Origin of the sequence: Paenibacillus dakarensis (assembly GCF_001373415.1) — a bacterium.
Taxonomy (GTDB): Bacteria; Bacillota; Bacilli; order Paenibacillales; family Paenibacillaceae; genus Paenibacillus_AQ; species Paenibacillus_AQ dakarensis.
Genome location: NZ_CDSE01000007.1, coordinates 189,465 through 213,920, shown reverse-complemented (window position 1 = coordinate 213,920; position 24,456 = coordinate 189,465). Strand labels below are relative to the sequence as shown.

Annotated in this window: 20 protein-coding genes; 4 read left to right on the top strand and 16 right to left on the bottom strand. The window is 49.8% G+C overall.

What is annotated here, in order from left to right:
* Positions 1-92 precede the first annotated feature (92 nt).
* Entirely contained in the window at positions 93-3,269 is a 3,177-nt protein-coding gene (locus tag BN1234_RS01445) for a hypothetical protein (RefSeq protein ID WP_054954882.1), read from the top strand.
* Positions 3,270-3,431: 162 nt separating this feature from the next.
* Here BN1234_RS01445 and BN1234_RS01440 read toward each other — a convergent pair whose 3' ends face one another.
* From BN1234_RS01440 to BN1234_RS01380, 13 genes are all read right to left on the bottom strand, one after another.
* Complete coding sequence (locus tag BN1234_RS01440) at positions 3,432-4,781, bottom strand: C2 domain-containing protein (RefSeq protein WP_054954881.1); 1,350 nt, start codon at positions 4,779-4,781, stop codon at positions 3,432-3,434.
* A gap of 141 nt (positions 4,782-4,922) precedes the next feature.
* The gene (gene iolB / locus BN1234_RS01435; RefSeq protein WP_054954880.1) at positions 4,923-5,738 is read right to left on the bottom strand and encodes a 5-deoxy-glucuronate isomerase; all 816 of its coding nucleotides are present in this window, start codon (positions 5,736-5,738) and stop codon (positions 4,923-4,925) included.
* Entirely contained in the window at positions 5,735-6,781 is a 1,047-nt protein-coding gene (gene iolG / locus BN1234_RS01430) for an inositol 2-dehydrogenase (RefSeq protein WP_054954879.1), read from the bottom strand. Before iolG ends, iolB begins: the two co-directional genes overlap by 4 nt.
* 80 nt (positions 6,782-6,861) lie before the next feature.
* Complete coding sequence (locus tag BN1234_RS01425) at positions 6,862-8,322, bottom strand: CoA-acylating methylmalonate-semialdehyde dehydrogenase (RefSeq protein ID WP_054954878.1); 1,461 nt, start codon at positions 8,320-8,322, stop codon at positions 6,862-6,864.
* A 22-nt stretch (positions 8,323-8,344) separates the two neighbouring features.
* On the bottom strand, positions 8,345-9,340 hold the full coding sequence (gene iolC, locus BN1234_RS01420; RefSeq protein ID WP_054954877.1) for a 5-dehydro-2-deoxygluconokinase: 996 nt from the start codon (positions 9,338-9,340) through the stop codon (positions 8,345-8,347).
* Positions 9,337-10,248 (bottom strand): myo-inosose-2 dehydratase, encoded by a 912-nt coding sequence (iolE, locus tag BN1234_RS01415; RefSeq protein ID WP_054954876.1) that lies wholly within the window; start codon positions 10,246-10,248, stop codon positions 9,337-9,339. The genes iolC and iolE overlap by 4 nt, the downstream gene beginning before the upstream one ends.
* Before the next feature lie 19 nt (positions 10,249-10,267).
* Positions 10,268-12,133: a 3D-(3,5/4)-trihydroxycyclohexane-1,2-dione acylhydrolase (decyclizing) gene (iolD, locus tag BN1234_RS01410; RefSeq protein WP_054954875.1), complete on the bottom strand. Its 1,866-nt coding sequence runs from the start codon at positions 12,131-12,133 to the stop codon at positions 10,268-10,270.
* Positions 12,134-12,141: 8 nt separating this feature from the next.
* Positions 12,142-12,972, bottom strand: coding sequence for a Cof-type HAD-IIB family hydrolase (locus BN1234_RS01405; protein ID WP_054954874.1), 831 nt, complete (start codon positions 12,970-12,972; stop codon positions 12,142-12,144).
* Positions 12,969-13,898: a ComEC/Rec2 family competence protein gene (locus BN1234_RS01400; RefSeq protein WP_054954873.1), complete on the bottom strand. Its 930-nt coding sequence runs from the start codon at positions 13,896-13,898 to the stop codon at positions 12,969-12,971. Before BN1234_RS01400 ends, BN1234_RS01405 begins: the two co-directional genes overlap by 4 nt.
* Positions 13,898-14,983, bottom strand: a complete 1,086-nt coding sequence (locus tag BN1234_RS01395; protein WP_054954872.1) for an ABC transporter ATP-binding protein — start codon at positions 14,981-14,983, stop codon at positions 13,898-13,900. The genes BN1234_RS01400 and BN1234_RS01395 overlap by 1 nt, the downstream gene beginning before the upstream one ends.
* A 12-nt stretch (positions 14,984-14,995) precedes the next feature.
* Positions 14,996-16,642: an ABC transporter permease gene (locus BN1234_RS01390; protein ID WP_054954871.1), complete on the bottom strand. Its 1,647-nt coding sequence runs from the start codon at positions 16,640-16,642 to the stop codon at positions 14,996-14,998.
* Positions 16,643-16,675: 33 nt separating this feature from the next.
* A complete protein-coding gene (locus tag BN1234_RS01385; RefSeq protein WP_054954870.1) occupies positions 16,676-17,749 on the bottom strand; it encodes an ABC transporter substrate-binding protein in 1,074 nt (357 codons plus the stop codon).
* A gap of 35 nt (positions 17,750-17,784) precedes the next feature.
* Positions 17,785-18,831: a LacI family DNA-binding transcriptional regulator gene (locus BN1234_RS01380; RefSeq protein WP_054954869.1), complete on the bottom strand. Its 1,047-nt coding sequence runs from the start codon at positions 18,829-18,831 to the stop codon at positions 17,785-17,787.
* Positions 18,832-19,199: 368 nt separating this feature from the next.
* Between BN1234_RS01380 and BN1234_RS01375 the strand changes: the two genes are divergently transcribed.
* Positions 19,200-19,901, top strand: coding sequence for a hypothetical protein (locus tag BN1234_RS01375; RefSeq protein ID WP_054954868.1), 702 nt, complete (start codon positions 19,200-19,202; stop codon positions 19,899-19,901).
* 3 nt (positions 19,902-19,904) lie between these two features.
* Here the strand turns inward: BN1234_RS01375 and BN1234_RS01370 are convergent, their stop codons facing one another.
* Together BN1234_RS01370 and BN1234_RS01365 are read right to left on the bottom strand one after the other, a co-directional pair.
* The gene (locus BN1234_RS01370; RefSeq protein WP_170307957.1) at positions 19,905-20,126 is read right to left on the bottom strand and encodes a hypothetical protein; all 222 of its coding nucleotides are present in this window, start codon (positions 20,124-20,126) and stop codon (positions 19,905-19,907) included.
* A 4-nt stretch (positions 20,127-20,130) separates the two neighbouring features.
* Positions 20,131-20,901, bottom strand: coding sequence for a DeoR/GlpR family DNA-binding transcription regulator (locus BN1234_RS01365; RefSeq protein WP_054954866.1), 771 nt, complete (start codon positions 20,899-20,901; stop codon positions 20,131-20,133).
* A 225-nt stretch (positions 20,902-21,126) separates the two neighbouring features.
* Here BN1234_RS01365 and BN1234_RS01360 point away from each other — a divergent pair, with 225 nt between their 5' ends.
* On the top strand, positions 21,127-22,095 hold the full coding sequence (locus BN1234_RS01360; RefSeq protein ID WP_054954865.1) for a metallophosphoesterase family protein: 969 nt from the start codon (positions 21,127-21,129) through the stop codon (positions 22,093-22,095).
* A gap of 12 nt (positions 22,096-22,107) precedes the next feature.
* Positions 22,108-22,965 (top strand): EamA family transporter, encoded by an 858-nt coding sequence (locus BN1234_RS01355; RefSeq protein ID WP_054954864.1) that lies wholly within the window; start codon positions 22,108-22,110, stop codon positions 22,963-22,965.
* A gap of 87 nt (positions 22,966-23,052) precedes the next feature.
* Here BN1234_RS01355 and BN1234_RS01350 read toward each other — a convergent pair whose 3' ends face one another.
* Complete coding sequence (locus BN1234_RS01350) at positions 23,053-24,414, bottom strand: MATE family efflux transporter (RefSeq protein ID WP_245640050.1); 1,362 nt, start codon at positions 24,412-24,414, stop codon at positions 23,053-23,055.
* Positions 24,415-24,456 lie beyond the last annotated feature (42 nt).

Sequence of the window (24,456 nt, the reverse complement as noted above, 5' to 3'; positions counted from 1 at the left end):
ATACCCTTAAAGGAAGTCTCACAAGTCAGTTATAAAGGGGGTTGGATGTAATCGAAACGCTATAACAACTTACGAGGGAGGAATAATTAAGTATGCGCAAACGTATCAGTATCTTATTATCATGTATTCTAACAATGTCATTAATCATTGGGATGTTCATCTCCCCCCTGCCGGTCTCGGCAGCCTCGACATCTACTGACAAGACAACCGAACCTGTCGATCTTGGCACTCCGGTTCAAACGGCTCAAGCGATTGACGCCGAATTCGGTCAGGAGGATGGCGTTAATGTAGCTTATACCACTGTAACTGGCAGTGCATCTGCCGGCGATTATGCCACATTCAGCGTTCTTGATATTGATAATGAAAAGCTCCTTCGCCAATTTAAGCTGCAGGGCGCATCGAATGCCTGGAACCATGTCAAAACACCGGATGGCCGCGTATTTATCGGTGCATCACATAAGATGTTCGTATACTCGCCAGAGAGCAAGGAGGTAACCGATCTTGGTGTTCCTCTTCCCGGCACAAGCTCCATCTGGTCTTTAACCACCGATGATGAAGGCAATGTGTACGGCGGGATATACTCAGAGAGCGTACAAGGACGCGTCTTCCGCATTGATGCGCAAACGCTTGAGATTACCGACTTGTTAAACGCACCGGTAGACAGCAATGAATCTTACATTCGCAGCATGGCTTATTATGACGGCTACCTCTACGCGGGCACAGGCTCCACTAACGGACGGGTCTGGAAGATCAGCACAAGCAATCCGCAGACAGACAAGACGAGCCTCGGATTACCGGGCAGCCCAGATGATGCGATTTACAAGGGCCTATATGACAAAATGGGCTTCGCATACGGTATGAATATTCATGAAAACTATCTGTTTGCTTTCTATAATGGCCCTTCCATTATCCAGGTTTATGATCTGGAGAAGCAGGAATGGACGGACGCCGGATTCTCTAATATTCGCGGCCTTGAAGCTGCCGTCGGGTATAAGGATGGCAAGGTATACACAAGCAAAAAAGACGGCAAGATGTGGGAAATCTCTCTGTCTGACTTTAGTGAACGTGAAGTCTTGGATTTTGACAATAATATTCGGCACAGCGTGTGGATGAATATTGCGAATCAGCCGGATTTCCCAAATGGAGCTATGGTCAGCATTGGATTCAATGCGCGCATCACTCTGTCTGACCCAGCCACGGGACAGCAGAAATCCATGAAGCTGCTCGTTCAGGGACAGGGCATCAATCTTCAAGCACTGGAGACAGGACCAGATGGCAAGCTCTATATAAGTACTTACCTGAACTCGGAAGGTGCCCAGTATGATCCGGAAACCGGAAAGTTCACCGTATTCCCGCTTGGACAGGCTGAGGGACTCGGTCATGTCGGCGATACGATGTACTTCGGCATTTATCCTAAAGCTGAAGTAGCTGCCTGGGATACGACTACACCGCTGCCAACCAGCACCGGACCGGAGACGATCTTCTCCATCGGTGAGGATCAAGACCGTCCATTCGTTGTTACCGAAGGAGATGGCAAGCTCCTGCTCGGAACGATTCCAGGCTACTCCCAGACCGGTGGAGCCCTTACCATTTATGACCCCGCGGCTTCTGAGGCCAGCGGTGAACCTGTATTTGAAGTATTCCGGAATGTTGTACAGGATCAGAGCATAACTGGACTATTATACAAAGATGGCCTGATCTATGGTTCGACATCCATATCCGGTGGTCTTGGAAATGCTCCGACAGGCATGCGGGCAAAGCTGTTCGTATGGGATGTCGCCAGCAAGAAAAAGATCCATGAATGGGAACCTCAGCTTGAGGGCCTCAGCAGCCTGCAGATGATCAGCGGCTTACAGCTCGGTCCGGACGGACTGATCTGGGCAGCTGCAAACGGCATCGTGTTTGCCTTTGATCCGGATACTCGCGAAATTGTTAAATCCCGAAACATTCATCCGGATGTAAAAGCGTTCGGTAAATGGCGTCCGGTATATCAGCGGTTCAGCAGTGATGGTTTACTCTATTCCAATGCCGGCGAGAAGCTGGTGGTCATTGATCCGGAGACGATGGCTTACCGACTGATTAAGGATAAAGCCTCCTTGTTCACACTCGACCGTGAGGATAATTTATATGTAGCTGAATCTACAAAGCTTCTGAAATACCCGCCTTCCGAGAAGCCGGTAGAACCCGAACAACCGGAGGAGCCTAAGAAGCATTACCTCGATATTCACAATTCCGGATTTGAGGAAGCAGCTGCAGACGGTTCCATTCCGGGATGGACCGTAACAGCTGCCACGGAGGGTGTGTCGTCTGTAACAGTAACGGACGACAACAAATATACAGGAGACAAGAGTCTGAAGTTGGTGGATGCAAGCACCACGCATACAACGGAGCTGATGTCGGATCCGCTTCAGGTCATTCCGGGAAGAACTTACATGGCTAACTTCAATATGTACTTGAACGGCTCATTCCCGAGACCAAATCCGAATGATCCGCCATTCAGCAGCAGCCGCTCTTCCGTTGGCGTTCGTTATTATGATGCGAACAACAAGCTTATTCCGATCACTTCCGCTATGAACAAGCATGTGGAAGGACCGCAATACAGCTGGCTTCCTATCGAAATGACAACCGTTGTTCCTGATAACGCCGTCACCATGCGGCTCGTGCTCTTTACTTCACCTTTGTGGGTATCAACTACACATTATGATGAAGTATCGGTCTATACCGTTATCGATCCTTCAGAAGTACCGGAAATCAGAAGTGCTGAATTCTCTTCCACCGACGTCAAGGAAGGCTCAGACCTTACGCTGTCGGTTGCCGCCACTGAGGGTGCTGCAGTGACCGTAAAAGAAGGAGACACTGTCGTAGCCGAGGCAGTTGGAACAGGAGAGACACCCGTTCAGGTAACGATTCCAGCTCCATCGGCAGGCACGCATCAATATACCGTATCCGCTCATTTCCCGCTGCTGACCAGCAGCGAGGAGCTGCAGCTTCCCGTCGTTAACGTGCACGGATTTAGCGGATACACCCTTAATCAGACAAAAGTAACACTGGTTCGGGGAGAGAAGCATACCGTATCTGTGCAGGCATCTTACGGTCCTCTTACCGAGGATGTAACGGCCCAGGCTGTATTGTCGACAAAGGATTCCAAGATCGTACAGATCAAAGGAAATACGATTACTGCCGACAAAAAGGGAGATGCCGAAGTAATCATTAAGGTTGGCGATACGAAGCTGAAATTAAAAGTTACGGTTCTGAATAAAGCCAAATAAGTCCGTAGAGGACTATAGTTCGGGCCGCAAGGTAGGCTTAATAGGGCAGCATAATAAAGAGAAGGCCGTAAATCGGCCTTCTCTTTTTGCGTAAGGGTTATGGTTTCCCTATTCGATGAATTATTATCCCGGGTTCCCCTTCACAGGGGAACGTAATAGAACTCAATAAGCCGTAATCACTGCAGATACCGCAGCTTCTCCCGTTGAAGTCAGCGTATTCGTCCAGGTCACAGACTGCCCTGGCGCAGGGTTCGCTGTGAGGTAGCCCATTGTATCATCGCTTGATGTGCCGTCCTTATCCAGTACCTCAATACGGACCACGGAGTTTTGCGGTTCGGCGATATAAATGGTGTTGAATGGTTCCGAATACTGGTTATCAAACTCCGCCTGCTCATAGCCCCAGTAGATTTCCTTAGTGACGTTCAACGGAGCCTGATTATCCTTCCAGTGCTTGTTATTGATATGCTCCTGACCGTTCACGCTAACCTTAAGGTACACATCGCTTTCATCATTAGACGGGTCCTTATTCGCCTTGCTGGTCACGTTCAGCAGCGAAATTTTGTGCGAGTAATACGGATTATAGACATACGTATGCGAGAAATTACCCAACCCATTCAGATGCGTATCAATAAAGAAAGCCGGGTCTGACCAATAAATCCCCTTATATAGCGGACCGTCATCCGGATCATCCTTGGTCCAAGGCAGCGTGCAGGAGCTGTTTGAATACGTATCTCCGTGGAAGAAACCAAAGGTATTGAAAGTATGCCCCGCTCCTCCGGTATCGTTACGACGGTTCCATATCTCATCCATTGTAATCAGAGCATAATCATAGACGTTCGTGTAGCTTCCGGAGGTGTCCGTTGGCATCACAGAGGTTCCATTCTGATACTTGAATACAATCCCATCCCCGCCATTCGCCGCTCTGCCGTCATAGGCCTTAACGCCATGACCGGCATCGGACCCAATTCCATTGGCCGATATATACAGCTTTGCCCTATGCCCATCTAAAGGAATGGCTCCGTCAATATTTTCGCTTCCGTTCGTAATGGAGGAATCATTACTGTACTGGTACCAGTGATTATGCGCCTGTGTTTCCATTAACTGAAGGGAACCGTAAGTGGAGCCGTCTTTGCGAATGACAAAAATGCTCCCTTCCAGATCGTGCTCATGCCGCTCAAGATTAATCGGGCCGTCATCTCTCGGATAATAAAAGTCATATTCGATGAAATAATGGGTTAACGTCTCACGAACAGAATAATAAACGGACGGCAGGATCGGATAATTGTACAGGTTCTCCCAGTTGTTGTCCCCTCTCCAATCCCCGTCATAATTGAACTTGGTCATAAAATCGGCACGGACACCGTAGGTTTCATTTACATCCTGGTAAATGGTAGGTGCCCAATGCGCAGCCAAATCGGCATATGTCGGGGTGGCGTTTGCACGGTGGACCATTGGAGAGAAGCTTATGACCAATGCAGCGAGCAGCACGACAGACATCATTTTTCTGATCAAAATTATTATCCTCCCTTAATAAACGAATTTTCGTTTATGCCTCACAAATTAAGAACAGTCATTTCATCCGCTGTCTTCATTGTGCATATCATGCAAGGATAGATTTTATGATCAATGCCGTAGTTCAGCTGCAGATGCTGCTTATTTGGGTGCCGGTGCAGGCATCAGCCACGCATGCTTGGGGTCGTTGCAGAACTTCCAGGTCCGGGTCGGGCCAGCCATCACGTTAAGATAATAAACATCATAGCCGGGAGGCGCTGAAACAGGGTGATAGCCCCGGGGAACAAGCACCGCTTCGCCGCTACCGACGGCAAGCGTCTCATCCAAAGAGCCGTCATCTGTGTATACACGCTGGATAGCAAAACCCTGCTCAGGCCGTGTTTTGAAATAATAGGTTTCTTCCAGAAGTGATTCCTCCGGCAGCAGATCGCGGTCATGCTTGTGCGGGGGATAGCTGGACCAATTGCCGTTTGGCGTCAGCACTTCCACAACGAGCAGGCTATCAGCCGCCTCCGATTCCGGCAAAATATTGTGAACCAGCCGCCTTGTGCTTCCCTCCCCACGAATCTCCACACCAACCATATCCGGGCTGATCAATCGCGCAGGGAGTGTACCGGATCCCGGAGCCCAGCATACACCAAGCTTTAATTCGCTGATGGCAGTCACTTCAAAGGAATCCTCCGAAGGAACATATACCGCATAAGGAGGGATGTTCTCAAATACGCTCATTCGCCCGCCAATGGATCTCCAATCCGAGTCTCTGCTGGAAACATCCGCTATTCCTTCAATAAGCACAAGACAGGCTTCCCTGTCCCCTGTATCCGTGATCAGCTTCTGCCCCGGCGCCAGCTCGAACATCTCATATCCGACATAGTCCCAGCCCGCCGATTCCGGTGTAATGCAAAGCACCCTCCCCTCTTCATCCGGAAGCTGGGGTTTAATGAGGAGTCTGCTCATAGCTTCACCGCCTCTTGTTCAGCTTCAAGCATATCCAGCTCACTGAGCTTCACCGGTCTTCCCAGCTTCAAGGACCACCTTGCGGCAAGTGCCATCAGTTCAGCCTGAAGACCGTCCTGACCGTTCACGGGAACTTCCGAGCCGGCAAGCAGACTCTGGGCAAATTGTTTAGTCTCCAAAATATAAGCCTCATTATAGCGTTCAAGGAAAAAATGGAGCGGCTTATCTCTCATCACACCCTCGGCCGTACTGATTTCCAGCGTATTCGGATAATCGTTCTGCACGGATATGGACCCTAAGGAGCCAAAGGCCTCTACCCGCTGGTCATATCCATAGGCAGCCTTACGGCTGTTATCAATCACACCCAGCGCTCCATTCGCAAATTTCAAAGTCACGACTGCGGTATCCACATCGCCGTATTTTGCAAATACCGGATCCACCAAGACTGCGCCCTGAGCGTATACCTCTTCTACGTCGCAGTCCGCCAGAAACCGGGCCATATCGAAGTCATGGATCGTCATATCGATAAAAATGCCGCCGGACTTGCCGATGTACTCCTCGTGAGGAGGACTTGGATCCCGGGAAGTAATTTTGATCAGATGCAGATCACCGACAGCCCCCTCTTTTATCCGTTCCTGAAGGCACCGGAAATTATGATCAAATCTCCGGTTGAATCCAATCTGCAGGCTTACGCCGGCTTCCTGAACGGCTGCAAGCGCAATCTGCGTCTGCTCCCTGTCCAGAGAGATCGGTTTCTCGCAAAATATATGCTTTCCAGCCTGCGCGGCCTGTACGATAAGCGGTACATGTGAGTCTGTCAGGGAGCAGATAAAGACAGCTTGAATATCAGGATCGCCAAGCAGGTCTGCGCTGTCTCGTGTTACCGTAGAAATGCCTCGGGCGGATGCCCAGTCTTGCAGGGATTTATCGGCGTAAAGGTCGGCTACTGCCTTAAGTTCCACTTGCGGAAGCCTAAGCAGGTTCTCGGCATGAATCTTCCCGATCCGTCCCATGCCGATAATGCCAAATATCAGTTTATCCATGATGGTTTTCATCCTCTCTGCTGCCAGGGACAGCCGGATATAAACAGCTTACAATCATGTTTGTTGTATCCCCGATATGATTACCAGCGTGCGGTGACCATCTTTTTACGGGTGTAGAACTCTACGCCATCCATGCCGTTGGCATGAAGATCTCCATAGAAGGACTTCTTCCAGCCGGAGAACGGGAAAAACGCCATCGGAGCGGGAACGCCGAGATTAACCCCGAGCATACCGGCATCGATATTCTCGCGAAACCTGCGGACGTGGCTTCCTATCTGAGTGAAAATACAGGCACCGTTGGCGAATTCGGATCGGTTCGCCACCTCAATCGCTTCATCCAGACTCTCCACGCGCATGACGGAGAGTACGGGAGCGAAAATTTCATCCTTCCAGATTTTCATCTCGCAGGTCACTTGATCAAAAATCGTTGGCCCGATGAAATACCCTTCCCCTTTTACAGCAGCATCGGAGCGTCCATCCCTAAGCAGAACCGCCCCCTCTTTTTCGCCAAGCCCGATGTAACCAAGGGTACGCTCCCGGTGCGAATCACGGATAACCGGACCGAGAAATACGCCCTCGTCCATACCGTTGCCGATGACCAGTTCATTGGAGGCTGCAACCAGCTTTTCAATCAGCGGATCAGCGACTTCGCCGACTGCGATAACGACCGAGCAGGCCATGCACCGCTCACCAGCCGAACCGAATGCCGCGCCGATAATCTGCTGTACGGCTGCATTCAAATCAGCGTCAGGCATGACAATGCTGTGGTTTTTGGCACCGGCAAGCGCCTGCACTCTCTTGCCCTCCGCGGAAGCAGCCGTATAGACATACTCAGCCACCGGCTGAGAGCCGACAAAGGAGATCCCTTTAACATCAGGATGCTTAATCAGACCGTTCACGACATCGCGGGCTCCGTGCACCAGATTCAGTACACCGCCAGGCAGGCCGGCTTCATGAAACAGCTCTGCAAGCCGATTAGCAAGGAGCGGAGTGCGTTCCGAAGGCTTGAGCACGAATGTGTTGCCGCATGCAATGGCTAGCGGGAACATCCAGCACGGGACCATCATCGGAAAGTTAAACGGCGTAATACCGCCGATAACACCAATGGGGTAACGATACATGCCGGATTCCACGTTTGTCGCGATGTCCGGAAGCTGTCTGCCCATCATCAGGGTCGGCACGCCGGCAGCGAACTCCACGCATTCAATGCCTCGCTGTACCTCGCCGTAGGCTTCCTGATAGCTCTTGCCGTTCTCGAGTGTAATAATCCGGGCAAGCTCCTCCCAATGGTCGATCAGCAACTGCTGATACTTAAACAGGATGCGGGCCCGGCGCGGAACCGGCGTCTGGCTCCAGGCAGTAAAACGATCCTTCGCACAGAGTACAGCTGCATTTAAATCTTCGGTGGAAGACAGAGGAACATAAGCGATAACTTCACCGGTAGCGGGGTTATTCACAGGTTCAGATTGGTCGGACTCCGATGCGACCCACTGACCCCCAATAAAATTTTGAAGCACCTCTGGGACTGTGTGATGTGTCACTTTCGTTGAGCTCCTTCCGGGTTTAGGATGATCGGGCAGCAGCAATATAGTCGTCGACTTGAGAAACGGTTGGCATGGCATCCGAGCAGCTGTGGCTTGAGATGACGATGGATGCCGCCGCACTGCCGAACTCCATGCTGCGTTCAACACTCCAGCCTTGCATCAGACCGTATAGAAATCCGGCCGCATATGAATCACCTGCGCCAAATGTTTTGATCACTTTCGCCGGAAAAATGGTTCCGCGGTGCACGCTTCCGTCTTGTTTGTAAGCGATCGACCCTTCTTTTCCGTGCTTGATGATGACGATTTCCGCATGGCAGCCAAACCACCGGGCTGCTGTTGTCTCGTCACTCCGCAGCGTTCCGCTGTCGAAATGCTCCAGCATATTGAACTCCTCACGGGTTCCGATGATAATGTCACTCTTCTCCGCTGCCGCATAATAATAGATGGCCGTCTCCTCTTCGTTTGCCCAGCTGTACGGCCGGTAATCGATATCAAATACAATCTTGGTGCCATGCCTCCTCGCATACCGGAGAGCCAGCAGAACCGCTTCTCTTGACGGGCTCTTCGCAAGCGCGGTACCTGAAACCAGGAGCACCTTGCTGCTGGCGATAAGCTCTTCGTCAACTTCTCCGGGAGCAAGCTTCAGATCAGCGGCATCGGCACGGTACATGAGGATGCTGCAGTCATCCGGACTTTTAATTTCCGTAAAGGCGAGCCCCGTTGTTGCCCCCGTCTTGTCAGTCGTCACACCCGCTGTATCTATCCCGTTCTCCTTCAAATAACGGAGGATGAAACGACCCATCTGATCGTCCGACACTTTGCCGATAAAGGACGTCTTCATCCCCATTCGGGCCATGCCGATACAGATATTGGCCGGGGAGCCGCCTACATATTTCGTAAACGTTAGCGTGTCCTCCATCGGACGGTTGATCTCATTCGCATTCAGGTCAATGCACAAGCGTCCTATAGCTGTAAAATCGAAAGCTCTGTCTTCTGCGAATATGACAGGTTTCATCCGGTTTCCTCCTTCCGTATAAGAGAATCGAGATACAGGATGGCATTCCGTGCATAATCATATGGAGGGTGTACCGCAGGATCCTGCTCCCCCTCAAGCATGGCCCAACCATTGTATCCGCGCCTGTTAAGCTCCCTGATCACCGGTGCAAATTCGAGATCCCCGTCACCAGGAACCGTAAACACGCCCTTGCGGATGCAGGTCACAAAATCCCAGTTTTCAGTCCTGCCCTGCTCCAGGACGGATTGGCGAACATCCTTCAAATGTACATAAGCAATCCGGTCGTAATGTTTGGTCAGCAGCTGAAGAGGATCATACCCTCCGTAATAGGCATGCCCGGTATCGTACAAGAGGGAAACCAGCTCCGGATCGGTCGATTCCATTAACCGGTCTATCTCCTCAGGCCTCTCCACAACGGTCCCTCCGTGGTGATGGTACGTCAGCTTCATTCCGAATTCGCGTGCAATTTCCCCCGCTTGATGCAGCCCCTCAATAAACCAGTTCCACTCCTCATCCGTTAATCGGCGAACCTCTCTCTCGTTCGCTGATCGACGGGGATCCCAGTGCAGCGAACCGCCAATCTCTGCCGTACTGATAACCTTGGCCCCGAGCTCCTTCAAAAATTCCGCATGCTGCCTGTATGCGGCGAGCTCTTCCTTTCGCCTCTCCGGATCCGACATAAATACGGATTTCCATTGCGACACCAGCTGTATCCCGCGCCGGCCCAACTCTTCCTTGAGTACAGCGGCTTCTTTAGGATACTTCCTGCCCATTTCGGTACCCGTAAGCCCCAGCCGCCCGATGTCCGCCATGATGTCCTCAAAAGTCGTTTCACTTCCATGCTCTGCAACATCCTCGCCGACCCAATTGATGGGATGAATACCGAGGCGAAACGTTCTATAAATCATAGGGAGCGCTCCTTTGTTATTAATAAGGACGTGCGGTAGACAATTTACTCCTCATCTGACGGTGCGCTTCGAGCACTTTCTCACTGGCAGAGACTTCAGGCACGCCGACATTCCACCAGGATTCATATCCATCGGTATTCGTTCCCGGCAGTACCTTGATTTCTACGAGCACCGGACCTATTTCGTCCTTGGCTTGATGAAGTGCCTCTTCCAGTTCTTCAGGCGTTGCCGCTGTATACGAGGCTGCCCCCAGGCTGCGGGCATGAGCCGCAAAATCAATAGGGATATACGATCCCGTCAAGCCTCCGGTCTCCTTGGACCTGAAACGGAATTCATTGCCGTACCCGTCGCTGCCGTGCCCGCGCTGAAGATTATGGATGCACTGGAACCCGTGATTGTCGAACAGCAGCACTGTAATTTTGACGCTCTCCTGGATCGCCGTTACCAGCTCCGAGTGCAGCATAAGATAGCTTCCATCACCGACCATGGCGTATACACTGCGATCCGGCTCAGCAAGTGCAGCGCCAAATGCGCCGCTCACTTCGTACCCCATACAGGAGAAGCCATATTCCATATGATAGGTTTTGGGCCTTTCCGTTCTCCACAGCCGATGCAGGTCCCCCGGCAGGCTTCCAGCCGCACAGACGATTACATCTTCCGGGTCTACAAAATCGTTAATCACACCCAACGCCCGTGTCTGCGTTAATCCATCGGCATGTCTCAGCGCATACAAACGATCCACTTCAAGATCCCACTCCTCCTTCAGAGCGGAGATTGCATTCATGTCCCAGCCTGAATGGTAGTCCCGTTTCGTCATCTCTTCCTGCAACGCGCCCAGTGTCAGCTTCGCATCTGCCGTTATCGCCGCTGCCTCAAGCTTTATCGCATCAAATGAACTGACGTTCAGATTGAGGAAAGCGACATTCTCATTTCGAAATGCTGACTTTGATGCGGTGGTAAAGTCAGACAAGCGGGTGCCAATCCCGATAATCAAGTCCGCTTCAGCCGCTGCAACATTCGCCGCAAGCGTTCCCGTCGTTCCGACTCCCCCGAGACTGAGGGGATGGTTCCATGGAATGGCGCTTTTACCGGCCTGCGTCTCAGCAACCGGAATCCCGAAAGCCTCTGCAAAATCCTGCAGTTCTTTCAAGGCCCCTGCATAATGGACGCCTCCACCTGCGATGATCAGCGGTTTTTGGCGGCTCATAAGGAGATCGGCTCCCCTGTGCAAAGCCTCTTCTCCAGCCGGCCGCCGGTCGATATAATGAACTCTCCGATCGAAGAAATGCTCCGGATAGTCATAGGCCTCCCCCTGAACATCCTGCGGCAGCGCTATCGTTACCGCCCCGGTCTCCGCCGGGTCCGTCAGAACCCGCATCGCTTGAAGAAGCGATGACATCAGCTGCTCCGGCCTGACAATGCGGTCCCAGAAACGGCTTACAGCCTTGAACGGATCCGTCGCGGAAACCGTGTAATCTCCCGGGCACTCCAACTGCTGGAGGACAGGGTCAGGCTGCCGTGAAGCGAAGTTATCGCCCGGAAGCAGCAGGACCGGAATACGGTTGACGGTTGCGGCTGCCGCCGCGGTTAACATATTCAGGGCACCAGGCCCGATAGACGTGGTGCAGGCAAATATCCCGCGCCTGTTCCTCTGCTTCGCATAGGCCGCTGCCGCATGCACCATACCCTGTTCATTTTTGCCTTGTATAAAGAGAAGTTCTCCAGCCTCGCGTTCAAGCGCTTCACCGATTCCTGTCACATTTCCGTGGCCGAATATGCCCATAACGCCTTGGACAAACTTGCTCTCCTGTCCATCCACCGCTATATACTGTTGATCCAAAAATCTCAGCAAAGCTTGTGCCATCGTCAATCGCACCGTCTTCATCTTCCTCGTCACCTCGACTCCTGCGCTTTATTCAGGCAGTATTTATCTATCACATGCGCTACCGCATGCTCCAAATTGGAAGGGGCAATATATTGCGCATGCTCCTTGAGATCCGGATGGGCATTATTAACGGCTACTCCCAACCCTGCCTCTTGAAGCATCGCCAAATCGTTCATATGGTCCCCAATGGCGATGACGTCCTGCATCTCCACCCCGACCTGATCAGCCAAAAGCTTGAGCGCATTTCCTTTGGATACGCCGAACGGAAGTATCTCCATATATGTCGCTTCGGAAGTTACCAATTCACAAGAGGCTCCAACCATCGGAAGAAACACCTCAAGCACAGCGTCAAAGTTCTGATCCTCTTGAATAATCAAAATTTTATTCACCTTACTTCTAAGCAGAAAGTCCGGCGATTCCCAGGCATGACAGACCACCCGGTCTTTATTCATATAGTCCGAAATCACAGAGTTGATCTCACGGACCCAGAGCTTTTGTTCAGAATAAAAAATCATATTCAATGGATTTCTGCTGAGGAGCTGGAGCGCATCCAGAACGACTTCCGTTGTCAAAACGGCTTCGAAATAGCACTGATTCGTAGTGAAATCGACGATTTTGCCTCCATTGTAGAGAATGACCGGGTGTCGTATATCCATCTCCTGCACGAACCGATAGGCTGCATCCTCCATACGGCCGGTCGCCAGGGTCACGATTCCTCCCTGCCTTTGAAAAGCATGTATTTTCTCTTTGTTCAGTTCACTGATCTCTTGAAACGAATCCACCAGCGTTCCGTCAATATCGGTTACAACCATTCGAAAAGACCGTACTAACGGTTTCATTCCAGCTCAATCCTCTCCGGTCTCCTTGGTAAACGGGATATCAGACAGCGGGAGTTATCCTTCGCTCCTGTTACAAACAGCTGGGAGCCGGAAGTCCGGACCAGCCCTTCCCATTCGTCCTGAAACATCTCGTATTCTTCCTTATGGTTCGTCACGAGCACCCAATCCGGAGATAAGGCCGCAAGCAGCTGTTCATCCCATGCATCCCGGACCCCGTGGTGTCCCACCTTGAACACATACGGGCTAAGCTTCTCACGCTCCAAAATGCGTTCCCAGTTCGAAAGCACGGCATCACCGGAAAGAAGCAGCAGCTGCGTCCCGTCCTGATGCTCCAGCAGCAGTACACTGCTGTCAGCATTCGATTGTCCGTCGAACCTTTCCAGAAGCCTATCCTGCTGGTCTTCAGGTGCTTCTCGAAGCTCTTCAAGGGTCAGGTAAGCAGCCATATCCCGCGGATCAACCGGCTCAATATGCCTTAATATCAGCTCTCCAAATGCCCAGACCGATTTCTCTCCGAACGGAGGACGTCTGACGATGGACGTCTGCTGCCTGGTCAGATTCATTTGAAGTTCCTCGTAGACCCTTAATAACTCAGCAGTCTGAATTGCCTTGGTGTTAGTCAGCTCTCCAATGCTGAGATTCATTTCGGGGTAAGGAAGTAAGGCCTCTGTTACAGGGATATGCTCAGAAACCTCCAGCAAGCCATATAGGTGATCCGGATGAAGATGCGTCAATATCATCAGATCGATCCGCTTCCACCCGCGTTCCCGGATAAATGCATAAGGCGTTACCCGCATCTCCTTCTGGCAGTCTCCGCCATCGATGAGAATGACATAGGACTCTTCCAAAGCCGGAATTTCAATGAAAAAGCTGTCACCACGCCCCACATTGAGCGCATACAATATTGGCTCTACAGGCATTCGCATCACCGGTCCTTCGTCAACAGATGGATCCTGCTTTTATCCAGCTGTATATTCACTAATCCCTTCAGCACTTGGCTCGGACTGGAATCATCCACAATCCACTGGAAAGGTCCGCAGTCCACCCAGTACCGGATCATTCTCCCCAGGAAACTGCTTTTCTGAATATATCCGTTCCAGCAGTACCCTTCGCTTTTATCCTCACCCGCGTTAGGCATCACCGAAATGCATTCGGGCCGGACCATAATCGTCACCGGATCGCCGGCTTTTACCGCATGCCCCGTCTGGTTAACTTCAAATACATGGTCACTGCATTTCACGACGATGTCTTCACCAGAAAAGCCGACAACCTCACCATCGATAAAATTGGCTACGCCCACGAAGTCAGCCACGAACTTGCTCTCCGGCTTAAAGTAGATATCCCACGGTGTTCCAACCTGACATATCACCCCTTTGTTAAATACCGCGATATAGTCCGAAAGTGAAAGTGCCTCATCCTGGTCATGAGTCACGAAAATCGCCGTCACCCCTGTACGCTGCTGGAGCTCTCTCAGCTCATTCCTCACTTCTACTCTCATCTTGGCATCGAGATTGCTTAAAGGCTCATCCATCAGAAGGATATCCTGCCCTGTGATCAAGGCTCTGGCAAAAGCAACCCGCTGCTGCTGACCGCCGCTCATCTCTTTGGGAAACCGGTTCTCCATTCCCTGCAGACCGAACATTTCCAGCATCTCATTGACCTTTTCTTTGATCTCCGACTTAGGCAGTTTAAGCAGCTTTAATCCGTAGGATATATTTTCGTATACGGTCATATGAGGGAATAAGGCGTACTCCTGGAATACCAGCGGCGTCTTTCTTTTGTATGCGGGAATGTTGTTAATACGGGCTCCGTTTATGAAAATCCCGCCCTCATCCGGATCATGAAAGCCTGCAATCAGCCGCATAAGCGTTGTTTTGCCGCAGCCGCTGGGACCGAGGAGGGTTGTAAAGCTGCCCTTGGGGATATCCAGGGAAATATCATTGATGGCTTTGTATTTTCCAAATGTCTTGGTTACATTCTCAATCTTAATGATGGATTCGGCTGCGCTCATAAGTACCTCCGTTTATATCTCCAGATTCTTGCCCTGCCGTTTAAACAACAGCTTGGCGATGCCCAGAACCGTAAAAGCAATCGTAATCAACACGACGGTAAACGCGGATGCACTTCCCCACTCACCGTTACTGACCAGGCCTAAGATGGAAACCGTGCCAACCGAGGTATTGGCCGAGTAGATGAATATAATGACGCTAAGGCAGGTAATTGACCTGAGAAAGGAAAGTACAATACAGGAAATAAAGGATCCCTTCAGCAAAGGCAGCAGAACATTCCGGAATGTGCGGAAGCTGCCTGCCCCGAGGTTAGTCGAGGCTTCTTCCAGGGAGTGCCCGATCTGTTGAAGCGAGGCGAGGTTCGCACTGTAACAGGTCGGCAAATTCCAGAACATAAGAGCCAGAACCATAATGGCCGAAGTACCGGACAGCGTGAACGGCGACTCGCTAAAGCCCATGGCGAATCCAAGACTTAAGAACACGCCGGGTACCGCACCCGGCAAAATAGCCAAAAAGTCAACAAACCGATTAATGCCGATCTGCTTCCGCTGTACGATATAAGCCAGAATAATGGACAGGAAGGCCGCCCCGACGGAAGCCATAAGCGCAAATTTCAGACTGTTGATGACTTCCTGCTTCTTGAAAAAGACATAGCTCAAGTTCTTAAGTGTCAGCGACCAGTCATATCCCCAGGTCTGCGTGAAAGCGCCAAAGAATAACACACCGTACACGGCAATAATGACAATGGTTACAAGCATACAAAAGCTGAACATTCCCCACTTGACATACCCGGGCACAGGATAAGGCTCCAGGGAGGTTTCTTTCCCTGTAACCGTGACGTATGAGCGTTTTCCTACCCACCGCCTGTTGAGGATAAATAGAGCAAGCGCAGGAATCAGCAAGGTGGTGGAGAGCATTGCAGCTTCCGAGAGGTTAAACCAGCCGGACATCTGCATATAGGCCTCGGTCGGGAGCAGTGAAAAATTGCCGCCGATAATGATGGGATTGCCGAAGTCCGCCAAAATATTCATGGCCGCGATCAATGCCCCGCCTGCGATTCCGGGTCTGCACAGCGGAAGAAATACTTCCTTGAACACCTGCCATCTGGTGGCACCAAGGTTATACGCCGCATATTCCAGATTGGTGGAATTTGATCTTAGAACGCCGTATATGACCGCATAAGCAAAAGGAAAGAAATTGATCGTCTGCACCATCCATAGACCGTGCCAGCCGTAAACATCAAGGCTGATGCCCAGGACATGCTTGGAGATGATGCCTTGTCTTCCGAACAACAAAATATAGGATAAAGCCACGATGAAAGGGGGAGAAACAATGGGAAGAATCGTAATGAATTTAAAGAGACCCTTACAGGGAATGTTCAGTCTCGAGATGGTGTATGCAAATATAAATGCGACAAAGGTACATGAAGCGGTAGATAATACGGTCATCATTAAGCTGTTGAGCGCTGCCTGGGTCCAGCGGGAATTGGTGACAAGCTGTGCATAATCCGCCAAGCCCGGAGCACTAACCACCTTAATGATCGGCCATAGCACGAAAAATGCGGTAATGCATACAATTGCAATGATGACCAAGGCTAATACAGGTTCATTTCGCAGTTTTCTAAATTCAGACCATACCTCTTTAAAGGCTGTTGTGACCACTGATGTCTCACACCTTTCCGGAAGACGGCATGATTATTTGCCGCCGCTGAATTCTTCAAATTTTTTAATGACACCTTCTTTCATTTCTGCAGCTTTCACACGGTCGTATTCGACAAGCTTAAGCGCATCCATCGCCGGCAAACCTTCAGGAGGCGACACATCGGTGCGCACCGAATAACGGCTCGACATTTGAGTGCTCATATCCTGGGTTTCTTTGGTCAGCAGCCAATCGATAAACTTCTTCGCATTGTCCGTGTTACCGCCATTCTTGATAATCGCAGCCCCGCCGATCTCAAAGGCTGTCTCTTCCGGAATGACAGCTTCAATCGGGTAACCCTTCTTGCCGGATTTGATAATATCATGAGCCCAATGCATACCAGCCAGAAATTCGCCGGTTGCTGTCAGGTTGACCACATCACCACCAGAAGCAACATAGTGGTGCACATTTGTCGTAAGGTCTTTGACATAATCCCATGCTTTGTCCTCGCCCAGACGGAAAATCTGGGTTGCCGTAAATATGTAGCCGCTTCCAGCTGTTGCCGGATTCGGCATAATGAGCACATCCTTGTATGCAGGATCACGCAGATCATCCCAGCTTTTCGGTCCCTGTACACCCTTAGGGGAAATTTCTTTCTCAAACCGCTCTTTATTCATGGCAATCGCCAGAACTCCCATGTACCATCCTTGCCAATAACCGTCCGGGTCGTTAAACATAGTGTCGAGACCGTCCGCGTTAGGCGAAGTGTACTTTTCAAGTAAGCCCTGGTCAGCCAGCGGCGTGTAAAACTCGACGGATCCGCCAACAAGGATATCTGCTTTAGGTGCATTTTTCTCCGCCTGTACTCTGGTGCTGGCTTCACCGGCGCTGTTCAGTCTTAAATACTCAATCTCAATCCCCGTATCCTCCTTGAATTGCTTCTGGATCTGCACGGTATCGTCTTCATTTAATGCCGAATAAACAACCAGCTTTCCTGAGCCCTTACCTGGATTGTTCGATTCCCCGTTGGCGGAAGCGTTGTTATCCTTCCCGCCGCAGCCCGAAATGACAAGCACACCGGCAAGCACCAGTGATGTGAATACGCCAACCATCTTTCTGCCCATTACCATAAATCATCAATCCTCCTCTTATTGGACCGCCGCAATTATCCCAATGGTCTGCAGGACTTACGCTCGATAAGCCTTGCCTCGATCAATTCGGATGGCGGAACGACGCTCGAGTCTTCGATGTTATGCGCTGTGAATTCTTTGCTGTTGTCTTTGTCGTTGATCATATCAAGCAGCAGTCTAGCTGCCCTGTTGCCCATCTCAACACGCGGCTGCTCCATGGTCGTCAGCTGGATCCAGTGAAGATCCGCGTATTCCAGGTTATCAAAGCCTATGATCGAGATTTCTTCCGGCACGGAAATCCGGTTGACTGCCAGCCATTCCAGAGCGCCAATACCAAGCAGGTCGTTCGCGGCAAAAATGGCCGTCAATTCGGGACTCCTCCGGTGTAACTTATCCATGGCGTCCCGACCATGCTCAATCGTCCGGCCCCCTACGACGATATCGTCAGTACCCCAGACAATTCTATGCTTGTTCATCGTGTCTTTGAAGCCGCGCAATCTCTCCGAACCGGTAAAAGATTTCTCCGGCATACCGATGAACCCGATTTGCTTATGCCCAAGCTCGATCAGATAATTGACCGCAGTACAAGCGGCCTGATAATGATCCACGTCTACGAACGGAATGGAAAGCTCCTTGGGAGTCCTCCGCCTCAGGAAAACGACCGGCATTTGAAGCTCTGAAATCAAATGGATTAATTCAGGGTCAAGGGAATCGGGAGTAATAATCAGCCCGTCGAATTGCCTTGAAATAGCATTGGCAATAAACTGCTTTTCCTTGTCCGGATTACGGTTTGCATTACCGTAAACCACCTGATATCCGTACTCAAACAACATTTCTTCCACCGCATTGGCCAGTGCAGAGAAGAAGGGGTCCGAGATATCCGGAATAAGTAAACCAATCGTAAATGTTTTCTTCTGAATCAACCCTTTCGCAATCGCATTCGGTCGGTAATTGAATTCACGAATCGCTTCCATCACTTGCCGTTTGGTTTCCTTGCTTACATCCGAATGATTGTTTATAGCCCTTGATACGGTAGAAACGGACACACCCAGATGTTTGGCAATGTCTTTAATATTAGTCACAGTATCCTCCTTGCAGCCTATCCGGAAACGTTACCGGGAACGTTTCCGGTAACTTGGGTGTATCATAATATATTTTGTAATCGTTTACAATATGTATTTTTGATTTTGTGACTTTTTTACTTGCAAATCCACAAAAAAAGATAGCAGGGATAATCAAATTACTTGGATCCATCCAACAAGGCTGAGATTCAGAGTGCTGACTTTCTTTTTCAGGAAAACTATTCACGCGCACGATATAAATGGTATTATTATCCTACGATTTGGAGGTGATAGTTCTGATGAACTACAAGAGGATTAACCAACGAACAGATATTATATCTGCAGTAAGAGAAATAACTAAAAGTTTGATATGAAAAGGGGTAACCATTTTGAAACGTTTGACAACATTGCTACTTATATTTTCATTGTTAACCTGTACATCTTCAGTATACGGCGCAAGCAAGTCAACCTCTAACTGGAAAGATGCATATAAACTAATAATCAGCAAATATGTTAACTCTGAAGATTATGGATCAGATAATCTAATTACGCTTGTAGATCTTGATCAAGATGGGATACCTGAGTTATTTGGAGGTCTCGCATACCGCACAGTAAATAATATGGAATTTGCTTACACATTCAAGAATGGTAAGGTACATAGCTTAAAACAGACTGGCCCTGGGCAAGGGGATTATGACTCCGGATTGGGCTTCAATCTTGGGATGCAGGGTTTTGATAAAGGAAAAATTAGAGTTTTTAAACATAAACAGACAGGCAAACCAATTGTTATTGTTAGAGACGGAACAAGCAGCGCAGTGAGTTCAGTAGTTGGTGACTATGCGATCAGTCTCAAGGGTTCAAAACTGGTAAGTCAGGAGATTAGCGTGTCTAAACAATTCGAAGAAGGGACAGAGTTTAGTTTTAAAGGCAAAAAGATGAGTAAATCCAACTATGATAAAAACAGAGTCAAATATTTTTCGCAATTCAAGCAAATCTCAAGTAACGCCAAGCAATTAGATGCACTATACGTGTGGAGGATGATGGAAGAAGGATGGTCGAAAGACAAAATAGTTAACAACTATATAAAATAGTAATCAAGGGACAACCATAAACTCTTTAATCTTCCCATTCAGCGCAGCCATTGAAGCGTAATCCTCCTCGCGAACCGGCAGCAGCGGAAGCTGCGTCTGGCTTGTAATCATCGGCAAAAAAGAGCATCCGGCAAAGGCATGCTCTTTTTCCATTTGATAGAATTGCAAACACAGAGAAGCAGCGCAGTGATCAATATTTATGGAGTTCCCTTGCAAAGCTAACATCCGCCTACTCGCTCAAAAGCACCTCAACATCCAGCTTGTTTATGGCTTCAACCCATTCTTCGGTACAGCCCGAATCCGTAATAATCATCGATATGTGATCAATAGGTGCGATTTGCGCAAATGTCGTGACACCGAACTTGGAGTGATCTGCTACAAGAATGGCTTCCTCCGTTCGCTGCATGATCTTGCGGGACAGCAAAGCTTCATCCAGATTGTAATCGGTAATGCCTTCAGATAATGAAATACCGCCTGCCGAAATAAACGCCTTGTTCGCCTTGAACTGATCCAGCAATTGATGGGCAACAGCTCCCGTCGCCGCCTGGCAGTTCATATTCACTTCGCCGCCCGCAAAAATGATCTTTCCCTGAAAACCCTCCAGTGCACAAGCCATAATTGGCACGGAATTCGTAATAACCGTCACATCGCCTCGACCTTTAAGGTGACGCATAATTTCCAGGGTCGTCGTACCGTTATCCAGAATAACCGTCTCACCTGCTTTTACGAGTGAAGCAGCCAACCGTCCAATCGCTTGCTTCTCCGGTTGATGCATTTCGGTTCTCCTTAAAAAGGTCGGCTCAATCCACTCCGACCGCGTCTGAACCGCCCCTCCGTATACCTTGCGCAGCTTTCCCTCCTTCTCCAGTCGGTCCAGGTCACGCCTGATCGTTTCGGTTGAGACGTTAAAATTCTTCGCCAGCGCATGAACCTGAACTTTTCCTTCCGTACTCAACCGGGCAAGAATGGTTTGCTTGCGCTCTTCATAAGTTAAAGACATATCCGGTCTCCTCCAAGGATTATAATTATATGTTTTATGTGTTATTGTGTTGTTTTCATTCAGTTTATAGTTCGGCTTTTTTTATGTCAAACTTTCATAGATTATTGTAAATTCAGTGTAAAAATGAATTGACAGAAGTTTGAAACGGACATAGAATCAACAAGAAACCACACGATATAACTTGACACCACATAAAAACGAACACGAATTTAAGGGGGAAGTTTTATGAGTCGCCAGCTATCTTTCCGCCAAGACGGGACCTTTACCATTATGCAGTTTACGGATCTTCATTACATGGACGGCAGAGCAGAGGATCAGCTCACCCGCGAACTAATGGAGCGTACTTTAGATCTGGAGAAGCCGGACCTGGTTGTAATTACAGGAGACCTTATCTACACGGCCCCTGTATCCCCGGGGGAGGCCCGGTGTGAGAACCCTAAGCAGGCATTTCGCGATGCTGTCGCAGCTGTGGAAGAGAGAGGTATTCCTTGGGCTTGTGTATTTGGCAATCACGATACAGAGCACGGCTGCGGAATCACCCGTAAAGAACTCGTCCAATTAGCAGCTTCACTTCCTCATTCTTTCGTGGAAGCAGGACCTGAGGAAATTACAGGTGAAGGCAATTATGTGCTTGAGCTCATGGATGCTGCAGGAAAACCGGCAGCCAACCTGTATTTTCTCGATTCAGGCGACTACACGGGGTTTCCGGGGGTACCTGGCTACGACTGGATTCGCCGGGACCAGATCAACTGGTTTGCCGCAGAATCGAAGCGCCTGAATCCAGAAGGGCGGGAAAGCAAGACGCCTGCGCTCGCCTTCTTCCATATCCCGCTGCCGGAATACAAGGAAGTGTGGGACACCCAAGTATGTTACGGGCACAAGTATGAAGGCGTCTGCCCCCCTCAAGTGAACTCGGGACTATTTACTACAATGGTTGAGATGGGAGATGTGATGGGTACCTTTTGCGGACATGATCATATTAATGATTTCGAAGGTACGCTGCATGGAATACGTCTCTGCTACGGTCGGGCAAGCGGCTATAACACCTATGGCAAAGAAGGCTTTCTGCGGGGAGCACGCCTGATCCAGCTGACGGCCGGAGAATCGGATTTCAAAACATGGCTTCGTCTTGCTGACGGCTCGGTAGTAGATAAGCAGCCTGTTCACGAACCTGGCACAGAAGCAGAAGGGTAAGCTGAAGTATTAATGATTATACCTATATTGCTCGTAATCGCATCCGGTATGGCTCATGCTGTCTGGAGCCTATTTACGAAGAAAAGTCTTAATAAAAGTGTATTTCTGTGGATGATTATGATGATGTGCACCGTCCTGCTGCTGCCATCCTTAATCATCGAGCTGTGGCAGACTCCTTTGTCTTTGGGCGCTTATGGATTACTGCTTGTATCCGCTATTTTGCAATCCGTATACTCCTGGCTGCTGTCCCAGACGTATGAGCTCGGCGATCTGTCGCAGATTTACCCGATCATGCGGGGAACCAGCACACTGCTTGTCCCGATCATCGGGGTTCTGTTTCTCAAGGAATCGTTGTCGGTCTATGGATGGATCGGCGTCATCTGTATGCTCATCGGCTTTCTCCTTCTCAGCGGCCTTGGATCGCGCAGCGTACAATCCGGGACAAGATGGCAAATGCTGAAGCCTTTTATTATGGCGCTCTGTGTTGGATTATGTACAACCAGTTATGTATTTGTAGATAAGCTGAACCTGCAGAATATCTCTCCCCTGGCACTCCTGGAGGTTACGAATATTGGATTCGTTGCAGGCCTGACGCCGCTAGTAATTCGGTCCAAAGCTGTCAAGCGGGAGTGGCAGGTCAACCGTTCAACGATTTTATTAGGAGCTGTCTTGAACCCCGGCTCCTATCTGCTGTTTCTTTTTGCCATGCAGCAAGCCCCCATGGCCCATATTGGTCCGCTAAGGGAGATCGGGACCGTATTCGCAGCCTTCCTTGGCATCTTCATCCTGAAGGAACAGCAAGGCATGAAGCGGATTATATCCTCTTTCGTTACTCTAACCGGTATCCTGCTGATCGGGATGTGGGGATAAAGCAATCGAAAGCCTGGAAGCACAAAAATAAGGAGCCGTCACAAGAGTGTGACAGCTCCTTTATTTTGTTGTTAGACGAAAACAACCTTAGATAAGCTTATGTGCATACCATTTCTTCCCGCGAAAACGCCACAGAAACAGTGCTCCGCGTACACCCCATTCACAGTTCATGGCCAGCCATACCCCGAGAATTCCCATGCCCATAACAATTCCCAGAACATAACCGAGCACGACCCGGAACAGCCACATGGTCAGCATCGAGGTAATCGAAGTGAACTTCGAGTCCCCAGCCGCCCGGAGTGCTGATGGCAGGATGAAGCTAATCGGCCACAGCGGAATCTGAACAAGCGTGTTGATGATGAGAAGCAAGAAAATATCATCTACAATCTCGGCAGGCGGTGCAAACAAGCCTACGAGCAGATGGAATAACGGCATCAGAATTAACCCCGTAAGCGCCAGTGAAGCGGAACCCAGCCAGAGAAAGGATTTAATGAATTTTTTGGCATCCGCAAGATTCCCGCTCCCAATACATTGCCCTACAACCGTAACCACGGTTAAAGACAAAGCACTTGCAGGGATTTGGAACACACCCGCGAGAGAGGAACCGATCGCATTGGTCGCAATGGCATAAGTACCCAAGCTGACGATAAACACCTGGGTTAATATTTTCCCCCCGTTAAAAAACATCTGCTCTGCCGCAAACGGAACCCCGATAAACATAATCTTCCGCAGCATGGACAGCGGGAAATGAACCAGTTCACGAACACGCAGATGGAACGTATCATCCACCTTAAACAAATAGTACAGTGCACATACAGCTCCTCCGTAACGAGCGATGTTGACGGCAAGAGTCATTCCGTATATGCCCATCTCCATAAAATTGATGAAGACCACGTTAAGCGCTACATACATAAAGTTCATAATGAGTGAAAGCACAAGTGAAGCCCTGGTCTTGCCGACCCCCCGCAGGGCAGCGCAGACAGCCTGAACGATGGCTATGCCTACGTAGGAAGCACCACTGCCGATCAGATAGACGCGGGCGCTATCCAGCACATCCGGCGAGGCGGATCCGAACAGGATATTGAGTACAGGATTATGAAATATCATAATCAAGGATCCGATCACCAGTGCCATCAGGGATACCGAGGTTACCGTACCCGCTGCCGCACGAGACACCATCAGATCATTGCCGCTTCCCTTATACTGCGCCACAACAACCGTTCCCCCGGTTGCAACAGCTATAAACACGTTAATTAGAAAAATATTCAGCGAGTCGACCATATTTACAGCACTGACCGCTCCTACTCCTGAAGAACTGATCATTGCGGTATTCACCAGATTCAGCCCGACAATGAAAGCCTGGTCAATCAGAATCGGCAGGAATAAGGCGAAGATCTGCCTGTAATCCATCGACTCCCCTGAAAAATACTTGGTTAAAAAACCATTCATTCGTAATCGAGCCTGCATAAAGTATCACATTCTTTTCGTTTA

Bases quoted from the DNA above. Each gene is read 5' to 3' on its own strand.
- BN1234_RS01365 (WP_054954866.1), bottom strand. From the start codon at position 20,901: ATGTCTTTAACTTATGAAGAGCGCAAGCAAACCATTCTTGCCCGGTTG.
- iolC (WP_054954877.1), bottom strand. From the start codon at position 9,340: ATGAAACCTGTCATATTCGCAGAAGACAGAGCTTTCGATTTTACAGCT.
- BN1234_RS01360 (WP_054954865.1), top strand. From the start codon at position 21,127: ATGAGTCGCCAGCTATCTTTCCGCCAAGACGGGACCTTTACCATTATG.
- BN1234_RS01350 (WP_245640050.1), bottom strand. From the start codon at position 24,414: ATGAATGGTTTTTTAACCAAGTATTTTTCAGGGGAGTCGATGGATTAC.
- iolE (WP_054954876.1), bottom strand. From the start codon at position 10,248: ATGATTTATAGAACGTTTCGCCTCGGTATTCATCCCATCAATTGGGTC.
- BN1234_RS01385 (WP_054954870.1), bottom strand. From the start codon at position 17,749: ATGGTAATGGGCAGAAAGATGGTTGGCGTATTCACATCACTGGTGCTT.
- BN1234_RS01395 (WP_054954872.1), bottom strand. From the start codon at position 14,983: ATGAGCGCAGCCGAATCCATCATTAAGATTGAGAATGTAACCAAGACA.
- BN1234_RS01355 (WP_054954864.1), top strand. From the start codon at position 22,108: ATGATTATACCTATATTGCTCGTAATCGCATCCGGTATGGCTCATGCT.
- BN1234_RS01445 (WP_054954882.1), top strand. From the start codon at position 93: ATGCGCAAACGTATCAGTATCTTATTATCATGTATTCTAACAATGTCA.
- iolD (WP_054954875.1), bottom strand. From the start codon at position 12,133: ATGAAGACGGTGCGATTGACGATGGCACAAGCTTTGCTGAGATTTTTG.
- iolG (WP_054954879.1), bottom strand. From the start codon at position 6,781: ATGGATAAACTGATATTTGGCATTATCGGCATGGGACGGATCGGGAAG.
- BN1234_RS01370 (WP_170307957.1), bottom strand. From the start codon at position 20,126: ATGTTAGCTTTGCAAGGGAACTCCATAAATATTGATCACTGCGCTGCT.
- iolB (WP_054954880.1), bottom strand. From the start codon at position 5,738: ATGAGCAGACTCCTCATTAAACCCCAGCTTCCGGATGAAGAGGGGAGG.
- BN1234_RS01400 (WP_054954873.1), bottom strand. From the start codon at position 13,898: ATGCGAATGCCTGTAGAGCCAATATTGTATGCGCTCAATGTGGGGCGT.
- BN1234_RS01405 (WP_054954874.1), bottom strand. From the start codon at position 12,972: ATGAAACCGTTAGTACGGTCTTTTCGAATGGTTGTAACCGATATTGAC.